At 40.1% G+C, this 14261-nt stretch carries 13 protein-coding genes and 1 pseudogene; 2 read left to right on the forward strand and 12 right to left on the reverse strand.

Annotated elements, in window-relative coordinates; translation table 11 throughout:
• Nucleotides 1-99: 99 nt before the first annotated feature.
• Nucleotides 100-2922: a phosphoenolpyruvate carboxylase gene (gene ppc, locus ACNTMY_RS06520; RefSeq protein WP_423215838.1), complete on the reverse strand. Its 2823-nt coding sequence runs from the start codon at nt 2920-2922 to the stop codon at nt 100-102.
• A gap of 298 nt (nt 2923-3220) precedes the next feature.
• Here ppc and pepF point away from each other — a divergent pair, with 298 nt between their 5' ends.
• On the forward strand, nt 3221-5020 hold the full coding sequence (pepF, locus tag ACNTMY_RS06525; protein WP_423215839.1) for an oligoendopeptidase F: 1800 nt from the start codon (nt 3221-3223) through the stop codon (nt 5018-5020).
• Nucleotides 5013-5210 (forward strand): annotated as a pseudogene (locus ACNTMY_RS06530) (redoxin domain-containing protein); the annotation flags it as partial. The gene pepF and the pseudogene ACNTMY_RS06530, both read left to right, overlap by 8 nt.
• 72 nt (nt 5211-5282) lie before the next feature.
• Here ACNTMY_RS06530 and ACNTMY_RS06535 read toward each other — a convergent pair.
• The 11 genes from ACNTMY_RS06535 to ACNTMY_RS06585 all read right to left on the reverse strand — a co-directional run bounded on the left by ACNTMY_RS06535 (nt 5283) and on the right by ACNTMY_RS06585 (nt 14236).
• Complete coding sequence (locus tag ACNTMY_RS06535) at nt 5283-5633, reverse strand: hypothetical protein (protein ID WP_423215840.1); 351 nt, start codon at nt 5631-5633, stop codon at nt 5283-5285.
• 58 nt (nt 5634-5691) lie between these two features.
• Complete coding sequence (locus tag ACNTMY_RS06540) at nt 5692-6078, reverse strand: hypothetical protein (protein ID WP_423215841.1); 387 nt, start codon at nt 6076-6078, stop codon at nt 5692-5694.
• A gap of 577 nt (nt 6079-6655) precedes the next feature.
• A complete protein-coding gene (locus ACNTMY_RS06545) occupies nt 6656-7501 on the reverse strand; it encodes a lytic exoenzyme target recognition domain-containing protein (protein ID WP_423215842.1) in 846 nt (281 codons plus the stop codon).
• Nucleotides 7501-7824, reverse strand: coding sequence for a phage holin (locus tag ACNTMY_RS06550; protein WP_423215843.1), 324 nt, complete (start codon nt 7822-7824; stop codon nt 7501-7503). Before ACNTMY_RS06550 ends, ACNTMY_RS06545 begins: the two co-directional genes overlap by 1 nt.
• A gap of 45 nt (nt 7825-7869) precedes the next feature.
• Entirely contained in the window at nt 7870-8202 is a 333-nt protein-coding gene (locus tag ACNTMY_RS06555; RefSeq protein ID WP_166043017.1) for a hypothetical protein, read from the reverse strand.
• Nucleotides 8203-8222: 20 nt separating this feature from the next.
• The gene (locus tag ACNTMY_RS06560; RefSeq protein WP_423216885.1) at nt 8223-8411 is read right to left on the reverse strand and encodes a hypothetical protein; all 189 of its coding nucleotides are present in this window, start codon (nt 8409-8411) and stop codon (nt 8223-8225) included.
• Nucleotides 8389-8772: a DUF1366 domain-containing protein gene (locus ACNTMY_RS06565; RefSeq protein ID WP_423215844.1), complete on the reverse strand. Its 384-nt coding sequence runs from the start codon at nt 8770-8772 to the stop codon at nt 8389-8391. Before ACNTMY_RS06565 ends, ACNTMY_RS06560 begins: the two co-directional genes overlap by 23 nt.
• A gap of 12 nt (nt 8773-8784) precedes the next feature.
• The gene (locus ACNTMY_RS06570) at nt 8785-10794 is read right to left on the reverse strand and encodes a DUF859 family phage minor structural protein (RefSeq protein WP_423215845.1); all 2010 of its coding nucleotides are present in this window, start codon (nt 10792-10794) and stop codon (nt 8785-8787) included.
• A gap of 7 nt (nt 10795-10801) precedes the next feature.
• A complete protein-coding gene (locus ACNTMY_RS06575; RefSeq protein ID WP_423215846.1) occupies nt 10802-12841 on the reverse strand; it encodes a hypothetical protein in 2040 nt (679 codons plus the stop codon).
• Between the two features lie 7 nt (nt 12842-12848).
• Complete coding sequence (locus ACNTMY_RS06580; protein ID WP_423215847.1) at nt 12849-13097, reverse strand: hypothetical protein; 249 nt, start codon at nt 13095-13097, stop codon at nt 12849-12851.
• A gap of 14 nt (nt 13098-13111) precedes the next feature.
• On the reverse strand, nt 13112-14236 hold the full coding sequence (locus ACNTMY_RS06585) for a hypothetical protein (protein ID WP_423215848.1): 1125 nt from the start codon (nt 14234-14236) through the stop codon (nt 13112-13114).
• Nucleotides 14237-14261 lie beyond the last annotated feature (25 nt).

Consider the following 14261-nt stretch of genomic DNA (forward strand, 5'->3'; position numbering starts at 1 on the left):
GTAAAAAAAAGACTGCGTTGAAATTCACTAGCTTTCTGATTTTTGCTTAAACAAAAAAGGATCTGAGACAACTGTCTCAGATCCAAGTGGTTAAACGTATCAGCCAGAGTTACGTAGTCCTGTGGCAATACCATTAATAGTAGTATGAATAAGTTTTTCGTAACCTTCATCCAACTCATCATGACGCAAACGTTTAATCAATTCAATTTGAATGTAGTTCAAAACGTTGAAGTATGGAATACGATAATCTAAGCTTGCACGAAGTGATGGGTTTTCTTCTAGAAGGCTATCGTGTTTTTCAATTGCTAAGATAACATCTTTTGTCAATTGCCATTCATCTAGGATAATATTGAAGACATTACGGACTTCTTCACTTTCAGCCAAACGTGAATATTGGAAAGCAATGTTCATGTTTGATTTAGAAAGTACCATGTCAACATTTGAGAGAAGTGAATGGAAGAATGGCCATTTTTCGTACATGTGTTGAAGTTTTTCAAGGTTGCCTTCTTCAGCATCGATGAAATGTTTGAAGGCTGAACCAACACCATACCAACCTGGGAACATGATACGGCTTTGTGACCATGAGAATACCCAAGGAATTGCACGAAGTCCAGAAATTTCTGTAATTGTTTTACGAGCAGCTGGACGTGAACCGATGTTTAGACTTGATACTTCTTTGATTGGAGTAGCTTCGAAGAAGTAATCGTAGAAATGCGGATTACCAAATACCAAATCACGATAAACACCGTTTGAATATGTCACGATACCGTCCATTGTTTCACGGAAAGTATCAATTTCATCAGGATTAGTAATCATACGAGTCACGATACGGTCGACAGTCGCTGAAACAAGCATTTCAAGATTGTAGTATGCAACGTCTTTATTGCCGTATTTGTTCTCGATGATTTCACCTTGTTCAGTCAAACGGATACGGTCTTTAATTGAACCAAACGGTTGTGATGTGATTGCTTCGTATGATGGACCACCACCACGACCAACAGTACCACCACGACCATGGATAAATGTTACTTTGATACCACGTTCAGAACCGATGCTAGTCAATTCGTTTTGAGCTTTGTAAAGTGTCCATACAGATGATAGATATCCACCATCTTTGTTACTATCAGAGTAACCAAGCATGATTTCTTGGTAACCTTTATTAGCTGAAATCCAACGACGAACAATGTCATAATCAAGGAATTCTTCCATGATTGCACGTGAATTTTCAAGGTCTTCGATAGTTTCAAAAAGTGGAACGATTTGAACACGCGCTTTTTGATTGTCAAGCAAACCAACTTCTTTAAGCATGATAGCCAATTCAAACATATCAGAAACACTTTCAGTGTGTGAAATGATGTGTTGTTTGATAACTTCATCACCTAATTTGTCTTTAAGGTAACGAGCTGTTTTGAAGATAGCCAATTCTTTTTGAAGTTGTTCAGATTTTTCAGCATTAGTTGATGACAACGTACGTGGGTCTTCTTGCAATTCTTTAAGAAGAACTTTGACTTTTTCTTCTTCAGAAAGAGAACTATAGTCGTCAACGATGTTTGCTTGTTTCAACAATTCAGCAACACAAGCTTCGTTCACACTTGAGTCTTGACGCATATCGATTGTTGCAAGGTAGAATCCAAAGACGTCTACAGCTTGAAGCAACTCACTAAAGTCACCAGTCAAGAGTGCATCATCACCATTGTCAAGCAATGATTGTTTGATGACAAGCAAGTCATCCTTAAATTCTTTAGCTGTTTTATAACTTGGAATTTCATCTTGAAGTTCAGATGAAACTTTGTTGACTTTGTTTTGCAAATATTTAGCAACAACACTTGCATTATTAGTGCTTGTGTAAACGTCAGAACCAAGTTTGCTATTTTCAAGTGCTTTACGTGAAATTGTTGGACCAGCTTTTAATTCAATCAAAGTTTGAATCAATTTTGATTGGATATAGTTGAAAGCTTTACGATATGGTTCGTTTTCACGGTAGATTGATTTATCGCTAGATAGCTCTGCTAAACGTTCAACTTCCGGACTAATTTTTGTCAAAGTTGTTGAAAGTGAGAATGTGCGGTAAAGTCCTGTTAATTTTTCAATGTAGTAATTAATGATTACTTCACTTTGTACAGTAGCAGATAAACGGAGGGTTTCAGCAGTTACGTAAGGGTTACCGTCACGGTCACCACCAATCCACATACCCATTGTAATAGGTTTTGGATCAGTCAAATCAATACCTTTTTCTGCTGCCAAACGTTTGTACTCTGACGTTAACTTAGTAATCGCTTGAATCAAGGATGTATTGTAATACTCCATAACATTGGTAATTTCATTTTTTACCTTAAGTTTTTTCTCACGAATGATGTCCGTTTGCATGATGATTTCAATATAACGGCGTAAGTCAGTGTACCATTTTTCACGGTTAACAACTCCTGCTTTCACATCACGGTATTTGCGCAAAAGGTCGTGAATCTTATTAGTCAATTCAAGAACCGTTTTACGTTGAACTTGTGTTGGGTGAGCAGTCAAGACAGGTACAACATTTACGTTCTCAAGGATTTCTTTTGAATTTTCACTTTCTGAAACCATATCAACTGTCAAAGAAAGTTTACCAAGATAATCTTGATTTGTATTATTTTGGTAATTGATTTCATAAGCGAAGTCAACGTCTTCTGAAATGTTGATTAGCAGTGGCAAAATTGAAAAATAACGAGACACAACAACCATCTCTTCGTTGGTCAACTGAGCTACTAATTCTTCAAGTTTGACATATTCATCACTTGCTGACAATTCAACAATGTTTTGAATTTTAGCGAATACCTCATCACCAACCATCTGATGGGTTGTTTCATCGAGCAAGCTTTTTAGTACTTTGACTTCCTCGGTAATAATCGACTGGGTATCATTGTTCTCCAGTTTTTGGATTGTCACACTCTTCACTCCTTTTTTGTTCGGATTTTAATCCTTTATTACAAGCGTACTACTTTATCATACCACTTTTTTCCGAAAATGTAACCCAATTTCTATAAATTGATTATTATTTTATATAATTTTCTGACTTTTTAAATAAACTTAAACTCAAATTGCAGAAAATAAAGTCTTAAAATCACTGTTATATTAACATTGTTAACGTTTTTATAGTTTTTGAAGATTTCAGTACTTCTTTTTTCGTTTTACCGTTTTTTTCTGCTATACTGATTTATAAAAAAGTTTTAAAAAGGAGTTTTATATGGAGCTGAAACAACGTTCGGAGTTTCCTGAAAATGAATTGTGGGACTTAAGTGCACTCTATCAAGACCGCGAAGATTTTCTTCGTAGTATTGAAAAAACACTTGAAGACATTAATCTTTTCAAAAAGAATTACCAAGATAACTTAAAAACTGTGGATGATTTCACACGTGCGCTTTATGAAGTCGAACAAATTTATATCGAAATGAGCCATATCGATAACTACGCCTTCATGCCACAAACGACAGATTTTAGCAACGAAGAATTTGCACAAATTGCTAAAGCTGGTGCAGATTTCTTCACCAAAGCAAATGTAGCTCTAAGCTTCTTTGACACTGCTCTTGCAACAGCTGATTCTGACATTCTTGATACCTTAGAAGCTAATCCACACTTTAGCGCAGCTATTCGTCAAGCAAAAATCAAGAAGAGCCACTTCATTTCACCAGAAGTTGAAAAGACTTTGACTAATCTCGGTGAAATCTTTGGAGCTCCGCAAGACATTTATACAAAAATGCGTGCTGGTGACTTTGAAATGGATGATTTTGAAGTTGATGGCAAAGTTTACAAGAACTCATTTGTCACTTACGAAAACTTCTATCAAAACCATGAAAATGCTGAGGTTCGCGAAAAAGCTTTTCGTTCTTTCTCAGCTGGTCTTCGTAAGCACCAAAATGCCGCTGCTAGCGCTTATCTTGCCCAAGTCAAATCTGAAAAAATCATCGCTGACATGCGTGGTTATGAGTCTGTCTTTGACTACTTACTTGCTGAACAAGAAGTTGACCGCGATATGTTCAACCGCCAAATCGACCTTATCATGACTGAGTTTGCACCAGTTGCACAAAAATACCTCAAACACGTTGCTAAAGTTAACGGACTTGAAAAAATGACTTTTGCCGACTGGAAGTTAGATTTAGATGCTGAGTTAAATCCAGCCGTTACTATCGATGATGCTTATGATTTGGTGATGAAATCTGTCGAACCTCTCGGACAAGAGTACGCAAATGAAGTCTCACGTTTTAGAAAAGAACGTTGGGTGGACTTTGCTGCCAACGCTAACAAAGACTCAGGTGGCTACGCTGCTGACCCTTACAAGGTTCACCCTTATATCCTTATGAGCTGGACTGGACGTATGTCTGATGTTTATACATTGATTCACGAAATCGGACACTCTGGTCAATTTATCTTCTCAGATAATAATCAAAGCTACTTCAACACACACATGTCAACTTACTATGTTGAAGCTCCATCAACTTTTAATGAGCTTTTATTAAGTGATTATCTGGAAAGACAATTTGACAATCCACGCCAAAAACGTTTTGCACTGGCGCACCGTTTAACAGATACTTACTTCCATAACTTCATCACACATTTGCTTGAGGCTGCCTTCCAACGTCGTGTTTACAACCTCATCGAAGAAGGAAAAACATTTGGAGCTGAACAACTCAACCAAATTATGAAAGATATTCTAAGCCAATTCTGGGGTGATGCTGTTGAGATTGATGACGATGCTGCTCTGACTTGGATGCGACAAAGTCATTACTATATGGGACTTTATAGCTACACTTACTCAGCTGGTATGGTCATTTCAACTGCTGGTTACCTCAACTTGAAGAATAACCCAAATGGTGCCAATGATTGGCTTAATTTCTTAAAATCTGGTGGCTCACGCACACCACTTGAAACTGCTAAACTAATTGGAGCTGATATTTCAACAGCTCAACCACTTCGTGACACTATCCAATTCCTAAGCGATACTGTCGACCAAATCATTACTTATACAAAGGAGCTTAATCATGACTAATATTTACGATTTTACTGTTAAAGCACAAGATGGTTCTGACGTTCAACTATCAAAATACCAAGGTAAAGTTCTCTTGGTTGTTAATACTGCAACAGGTTGTGGTTTAACACCTCAGTACGAAGGACTTCAAAATCTCTACGACACTTACAAAGAAAAAGGTTTTGAAATTCTAGATTTTCCATGTAACCAAATGTAGGAAACTAAAATACCCTATTAAAACTATAACAAAAAGACGGTCTAACCAGACCGCCTTTTATTTTTATTACAAGCCAAAACGTTTTTTAAGTTCCATTTCTTCAATGATACCACCAAAGAAGTAAGTACGTTTGAAATCTTTACCGTGTTTTAATTCTGAACGTTTAACAGGTTTACCGAGACTTAGCATGAGCTCAATTGATTTTAAGATACGTTCGTCATCTGCGCCACGGCTATCAGCTTGTCCCAGAATATCGCTGTATACGCCATAGAAGTGACCGTCTTCTTCATCAGTTAAACCATAAATATCCATGATATTATCTGTTTCGTGATTACAGTAGACAGCGCCTTTATCGTCTACGATTGCGTATTGAACTTCATTGTTTTTGATTTCTTCAAGTAATTCTTTAGCGTTCATTTTCATTTTCTCCTTTGGTAGCACTTACAAAAGTTATACTATATTTTTCCTGATTTTTCTATTCAAAAGTTACGTCGCCGTTATCAACAGAGCCGATATATTGCATTTTACGTTCACGCTCATCGGCTGGCGCCATTCCACGGGCTTCAATGCTGATATTTCCGTCTTTATCTTCCCAAATATCAAGCATATCTGGTTCAAGTTCCATATCTTTGATAATATCTAAAATTTCTTGTTCAGTGTGTTTCATTGTTTCTACCTCGTTTTCTTTTGCGTATTTTGTTAATTTGATAGCATTGTTGTATGACATACGCCCGACATCTGTAACGCCGTTTGCGTAATTTGATAACGTCTGTTCAGATATTCCTGTTGCTTTGGAAATCTGATAACGTGAGTTTGTAGTTAGTAAGTTTAAAATTTCTTGTTTTGATAATACTTCAATCATGTTTGTTCCTTATTTTAGCAAGAACCAAGCGATTAGCCCGATAATGACCAACCAACCTAGAAATGCTTTCCAATCAAAAGAATGTTTTGTTGCTTTAAATTTTACTTTCATAGCATTTTTTGTTAATATTTAAGTACACCCCCGAGGGGGTGGATAGTGAAAATCACTATCCGATTTCGATATGCCATTCAAATGTTATGACCAACAAGTTAATTTTGATGACGAGCTTGTTTGTTTTGATTTTGAATGGCTTTTTCAAATACTTAAACATTTGTTTTTCCTTTCTGTAGTTTCCTTGTCTAAGGTTTTATTTTTTTACCTCCCTCAACCTTACATATATATTATACTACTATTTATAGTAGTAGTCAACCCTTTTTATAAACTTTTTTGATATTTTTTAAATTTTTTAGTCCGTTTTAACGGACTTTTTTTATTTTTGTGGTTATAACGGAAAATAAAACAAACGTTGCTGTTATAGACTTTCTGGGTGCTGCTGGGGGTGATTTGGAAAATAAAAAAAGCCCCTAGCTTTTTAGCTAGGGGTGTTAAAGTATTCGCTTATTTAATTATATCAAATTTACTTGTAATAGTTGACTAAATCGTCCTTATCACGGCAAGAAAGCCATACAGTGCCAAACTGACCAAATTCGAACTTACGCCAGTAGTAGCCGCCGTAGTAGCCACCTTCGCCAGTGTCCGTGATATGCGCCTCGTCTAGTTCGAACGAGAAGTACATTCCAGCTTTGAAATCCTTGTCTTGACCGTCAGGCAAGTTGTTTCCGTTTTCATCAACCCAATTGACCAAGCCGACGGGGATTCCGTTGTCAGTCCAATCAAAGCCAACAGGTGCTAGGTAGTCACATTTGATTTGGTAGATACCGTTAACGAAAGCTACCTGATTGGCTAGGTAGTAGGCTTTACTGTCTGGTTTACGACCGCCAGAAACAACCGTGTTAGGCTGTGTAGCTGTTGACCCACTAAAACGCCAAGCCTCAATATAAGCTGGTTTCTCGATTGCATAATATTGGTCCCAATTATGACTTGATACCGCTGTTCCTGCTTGTCCGCCAGTCCAGAAATCAACGGAAATAAATGTGTTAGCGTCCTCTAGTACTCCTACATGACCACCAGCGCCACCAGATTGCGACATGTCAGCACCCCATGACATCAAAATAATGTCACCTCGTTGTCCGTTCCAATCTTCGTTTTTAGACACTCGATAAAAGCCATTCTTAGCTAATTGTGAGCCTAATGTCACCGTTGACGGTAGCCCGATGATATTTACTCCCGCTTCTTTCAAAGCTTGTGAGATTGACCCTGAACAGTCTGCTGTGCCGTCTGAGCCGTTACGTGAGCCGTACATGCTATAAGTAAGTTTGCCTCGACGACTTTCAAACCAGTTGATTAAAACATCTGTATTCATTATTTTTCTCCTTTCCAAGCGTCATTCATCTCTTTCACCGCTGACTCGATAAACATTTCCAGTTGACTATCTGTTAAATAAATGTTGTGAGCCTCTAGGCTCTTTTTAGCCTTGGCTTTAGCTTCGCTAAGCTTTTGATAACCTTTAGTGTCTTCCTCAGCGATTTGCTCAACGGCATTGACTGCGTTTCTTGCGATAATTTCAACGATTTTGAGTGCTTTCTCTCCGCCCTCTTTGTAAAGATAATCTTTTACGGTTTTAACGATAAATCCAGCTAAACCTGTCAAAATAAGCATAGCTGCTTGTACAATCACATCATTCATGTTCTTCTCCTCTTCTGCGTTTTACTGCGCATAACTGCGCATAGTTTAAAACATCTGCGTCTTCCTAACGACATCTTCCAGACCGTCCACCTTGTCTTGCAAGACTGATATGTCTTTTCGTGTCTCCAGCGACAAGCTATTGACTGCCTCTGTTAGTCTAGCCATTTGCTGCTGGTTCTCGGTCGCTATTCGATTGTTAGACGCTAACAGTTCCTTATTCGTTTCTTGGAAACCATTGACTAGTTTTTTTGTGACCCAAAGCATACCACTGATTAAAATCAAAATGACGACAATAATAGCCGTTGCTAGGATTCCGCCAACTTTATCAATAGTCCAAGTCGCTTGCATTGCTTCGTGTATTACATCTTGACCCACCATAGACCCACGCTATCTAAGCCTTATTCGGCGCTGTCTTCTTCTTGCAAACCTGCGTGAGATAGGTCTACAAGCTCTTGTACTTGTTTGCGGAAACGTTTCGGCACGGTCTCGATAGTAATCCAGCCTAATTCAATTTGCATTGCGAAATAATTAATCATCATTGTTCTTCCTCCTAAAATTGTGTTTTTAATTTTGTGTGTTAGTTTCATCTGCTGCTTCCTCATCAGCATACATTTGATTGATTAAGCCATTCAAAGTAGCTGTTGCCAGCTTTGTCATCTTTTCCGAGTCATCAATGGCTTTTTGCATTTTTTCAATCATTTCATCATATTTTGCGATTTTCTCACCGATTTCGTTGAATTTTTCGTTTTCAGCACGTCGTGGGAAATTCTCTTGATACACGACTTCCAGCGCTAGTTCTTCCAGCTCTACATTTGATAAGCTGATTTTATCGGCTGGGAGCATGACGGGAAGAAAACCACCGTCGTTGTTGGACAAAACGACTCGTGTACCAGTAACTGAGCCATCTAGTCCGATTTCTTGCGATTTTGAATTAAAAGATAGTTTCATGTATTCTCCTTTCTAGACCATGAGCAGTATTTGCCCCCTATATTGTTGATTGTTCTTGGAAGCTAAAATATTAAACTGACCAGTACCAGCATTAACCTGTACGTGCCCAGTGTCAGCACCACTGATTGACCACTCTGCAATCTCAATCATGTAAGATTGTGGTGCGCTAAATACGCTTGACGGCACTTCTGCGAATACAAACGTATTGCCGTTCCCTCTAAAATCAAAGCGAATAGCTAACATGTCACCACTGCGCTTGTAGTATGAACCTGCATAACCTGCTGACTGCCAACCTGTATTAGTTTGGTTTTTAAGCTCGTCCTGCATTGCGTAATAGCGCCAAGGTTTCCAATCCTTATCACCGTTATCATCTTTTATTCGAAAAGCTGGTGTTCCGCCTCTGAAATCAAAAACCTCTTGTAATAAAAATTGGTCGTCGTGTTTTGTTACTCTTAGATACTTCCAACCACTTAAAGAACCGACTGTAGGAGCATGAAGCGGGTTGTAACAGCGATAAAAGCCAGGAGTTGTGACACTGTTAAAGTCCGTGCCTTGTGTTAACAAAATGGCTGTACCGTCATTATTAGTTAGCTGATGGTGTTGGATAGGCTTGTTATTAAAGTAGTATTGCCAATCGCTATCTACTGCGTTAGCCGTTTCAGGAACCTTACCAAGCCCAATTCCGTCTGGTCGGACGGCTAGTGGAAACTTTTCGGTTCCGACTGTGGCACTAAACTCATAGCTGGTAAAGCTATCTTCGATTTTGCCGACAATGTCATAGGACGTTAAAGCGTTAAACACTGCGTCCAGATTCGCTTGTGAGTTAACCAATTCGTTGATTGTCGTCCATGTTCCGCCAGCGCTACCAGTGTCGGCTGTGTAATCAGCGCTAGAATGTTTCTTATACTTAAACGTGAGCTTCATTGTGTTTTTTTGCTTATCACCAACCGTTAGAGGCGCAATTTTGGCGTTTCTGGTAACGGTGATAGTCGTGCCTGCCGAACCGCTGCGCTGTGCTGTAAAGCTTAGCTGTGGCGTAAAATACGGCAATACGTTGACTTCTACTTCTACAGGTTCGGACGTGCGTCCTCGGCTGTCTGTCACCGTCGCCCTGATTGTCGCTGACCCACTAAAACTCATAATTCCCAAAGCACCATTATTTGACGTCGTGGTCATGTTTCTATCAACGATTTCAGCGTGATAGTTGGAAATGGTAGAGCTGTAAGCACCGCTAGCGTTGTTAAAGGCGACCTTAATATTAGACAGGACCTGCACGAATGTATTTGACGTGTTTATCAGATTGGATACAGTCGTATTGCTGTCAGATAAGCTAATACCGCCTAAACTTGGTTTAACGCTTGCTGGGACGTTACCTGTAAATGTAGCTTCCTTTGTACCGATTTTTGTGGAACCGTTATAAGTGTCAATAAAAACACGTCCCCAAGAAGATGTTGCGTTTGGAATTTTATCCGCAAAACTCATTGGTAGCGTCCAAGAATAAGATGTATCAACATTGCTTGCAATTGTTCCTGTAGCACCGTTCCAGTCGTATCTAAGCGTATGCTTAAATGAGCTAACTTTGCGGTCAATTGAAATCTTAACAGGTGTCCCTAAGTCGCCAGACGTCACACTTCCTGAACTTGCTCGTGGAATGTTTGGTAATTTAAGGTCAAATGCAACCATTGAACTGCCATATCCACCGGTATTAAGATTGACTGAAATCTTAATACCAACAGTTTTAGAACCGTCATTATTGTGACCAACAACATAATCATGAGCGAAAATCAACTGACTTGAACCAGTACCAATATTAATTCCTGGATGTTCGATAGCCGAACCACCATTGATAGTAATGGTCAAATCGGCTGTTACACCCCACATACTTGCATATCCATTCGTGATAAGACGTGCTTGTACGTTAACTGTTGACCTATTATTAGCTACGTCTTGCCTATTCCAACCAGACCACACTTCCAGCGTCATATTATGTCCGTATTGACCGCTAAATGTAGCTGTTGCCATTTACTTATCAACCTCCTAAATACCTTAATACCAGCATGTCAGCGTCTGCTGGGTGTGTTTCAAAACGGAAACGACCGATTTGGATTGTTTTGGTGAAAATACCGTTTTCAATTCGCAAGACACCTTGCGAAATATACATGACTTCGCTACTACCTGAGAATAAGCTGATTCGGTCATTAGCAAACTTGGCATAAGCCGAACCGTCAGACTTACCGATTATCAAGCCCTCATTTTGGACCGTCATATATGTATCGATGAAATCCCATTGTTGACGCAAAGTTCCAACGTCTGTTTTCAATTGCAAAATACGAGCTGACGCCTCTTGCAAATTGCGCTCAGATTCCGCTTTAGCCTCGTCGTTAGCGTTAACGTAGTTTTGATAAGCTGTAATCCACTGATTGACTGTGTCAATGCTTGCTTTAGCTTCCATTTCAGCTTTAACAATGCTGTTCTGTTCTGCCAACGCATTCAGCTGTTGCTGTGTCAACGCTTGGTCTGCTTTACTGTCAATGTCCGCTTGGACGTCTTCGGGTGCCCACACATGACCGGTAGCAACATTTCCAAACTGCACCATGACACCAGTTACCCAAGCAGTCCCACTCTTCGTGCCCTCTAGGTTAAAAATTAACGAGCCTTTTAGCTGGTCATAATTACTGTTAGTGTAATCGTGAGTAAAATGTACATATTGCCAATCAGACGTGCCAGTGTAGCTTGCAAGAGTTAAATAATCTACGCCACTGCTTGCCTCCGTCTCACTGTTTCGATAAGTGAAATTGTGCTTAAATACATTAAATTTATTCCAAGCGTTCGTACCTTGAACGACATCATCATATTTAATCCAAGCACTAAACGTTACTTTTTGATATAACCGAGAACTAAAATTTGGCTCGATAATAAAACGCATTTCTTTGCCGCTGTTTATGCGATAACATTTCTTCTGTCCTGTGATGTGATTATCTGTCAGCTCTTCTTCTACGAAACCACCAGTAGCTTTTGATTGTATCCAGAGATTACGAGTGCCAACCTCAACGCCAGCCCGTCTATCCATCCAAGTATACTTAGTCGGGTCTGTACTGCTAGATTGTGTGAAATCGGTGTAATAGCCTTGATATTGCTGACCAGATTCCGTGAAACTAAAACCAGTTTTACCGTCGGCACTGCTTGCAAAAGCAAGGTGGAGATAAGACGTTTTACCGTCGTCTCCTTTGTCACCCCGAACACCTTGGTCGCCCTTCCACTTGCCCCACTTATATTTTGTCGGGTCATTGCTTGCTGTCTCGTTAAAATCAGCGTACCAGCCCATGTAAGCTTTTGGCGTGGTCAAGCTAAATCCGCCACCAGTCGCATTATCAGCAAATGCAAAGTGTACGTGCGAGTTTTGACCGTTCGTGCCGTCAGCACCAGCAATGCTAATATTTATAGGGCTTGTCACTTCAACCGAACCGTCTGAGTAGTATATATACTCGAATTTCCACAAATAGCGCTGTTGTTGCGTTGGGACTAGTGTATCCATTGACCAGCCAAGGTCTTCTGGCGCTTGAGAGTAAGGTGTGGCTGTTTCACCTTTTTCGAGTTTGACATTTTTAAACATGATGGTATTGCCGTTTGCGGCTGGCATACCCCTAAAATATAAGACCTGTCCAGATGGCTCTGGCAGAGGATTGCGTGATGTTAAAACAACACTGATATTTTGCCACTGGTTAGCTTGTGCGTCTGGCATGTTTGGATAGTCAGTCATCGGCTTTTGCGCGTCGCCCCGCATAACACACGGTACGAGTCTCACGTCTCGACTTGGGTTGACGTCAAATGATAGGGTGTATTTAGTGCTTGCTTCAATCAGGTCTCTCAATACATTTGAGTACGAGATGTAACTCCAGCTCGTGCTCGCTGTCGTTGTGCCTTTGATAAGTTTAACTGCTTTAACACCATCAACCTCGACTTCTTCGGCATCGTGGTCGCCGTTAGCCATCGCCCAAAACCAGTTCGCTTTCCCTTGGTTGGTTCCGACCAATAAATTACGTCCACCCCCGCTCGGCACGTCTGGCACGTCTGCGCTATTCGTCAGCTTGTAGAATGTCTCCCTGCGAGTCTCCGCCCTCTCCGTCAAGTTCACCAGAGTTATCTGCCCCGTCGCTAATAGTTTCATCTTCTACCTCTTCCTCTGTTTTAACTTCGGTCAAGCTATGGATTTCAATAGCGATTCCGTACGTGTTCCAAAGTACACGAATGGCGTCTGATTTAGCCATAACAGGCACGTCAATATTTTGACGTTGCTCTGCAATTGTTACGTCTGCTTTAATCATGTTGTTCTCCTTTCTTACTGCCAAACTTCGTATTTAAAATCAGCCTTAGCACTGATTTCACTTGCGTTGATAGAAAGTGTTTTACCTGTCTTGTACGCATTGCCAGTACCGCCAAAGTTAGCGTCCATAACACCGTTTTTGTTGTATTTCGCCCATTTGTATGTGTAGCTCTTGTCTGTACCGTCAGCGTCTAATTCTTCGCCGTTGCGGAACAGACGTATTTTAACAACTGTAGAGCCTTGACCGTTCTTGAAAATATTTCCAGCGCTTGACTCAGCTGTAATACTGATAGGGTCTGACATGTCTACGATTGTGCAAATACCTTGTACTTTCTGACCATTCGTTCCGCCAGCCTTATCAATACATACAGCTTTAAATGTCTGTGCATTAGTAACTACTGCTGGTGTGATTGTGAGTACACCTTGATTAGTTGTATTAGTTCCTGGTGCAACGTTTGGTGTTTGACCTGTCGTAGTTGATGAGCACAAGTGCCAGCCAAGACCACCGTCAGCGTCATAACCAGCTGATGTAGTAGCTGTAACTGTTGTATCTTGATAAAAGAACTTAAATTGTTTGTTACCATTTGAAAGTACGTTGCCTTTATACAAATCTGCATTGACCGTAAGGCTCGCTGGCAAGTTGTTGCGAAAAGTATTTCCGTTTCCTGCGTATACGTTAAGCACTAACGCTTGTTTGCCGACTTGGTTAACGAACAAGTCAATTGTTGCGTGAAAATCAACGTTCAAATCTGTTGCGCTGTCTTTCCAAGTTCCGCTTGCTTCAAAGCGTTTTGAACCTTTTGACGGGTCGATATTGACTTTTGTTGTCAAATTCTCGTTGTGAGAGCCTGACAAATATTGATTATCTGTGTTGGTAGTTGATGTGATTTCTGTTTTAGTCGCACCATCAACAACAAACCAGCGGACTTTACCAATACCGCCAAGAATGCTTGCTGTTGACCCTGCTTTAGTTAGATTGAGTGTCAATGTTTGAGCGCTAGAAGCATACGACGGATTATAAGACGCTGCGGTTTGGTCGTAGACTTGTGTTGTTGGTTTGCTAGCTGTGATAAATGCACTTAGCACAGGTGCGTCTGAAAGGTCAACCATTGTAATTTGACCTGCTGCAATAATTCCCATGGTTAAATTCTCCTTTTTTCTTTTT

Source organism: Streptococcus equinus (assembly GCF_049393735.1).
Classification (GTDB): Bacteria; Bacillota; Bacilli; order Lactobacillales; family Streptococcaceae; genus Streptococcus; species Streptococcus equinus_G.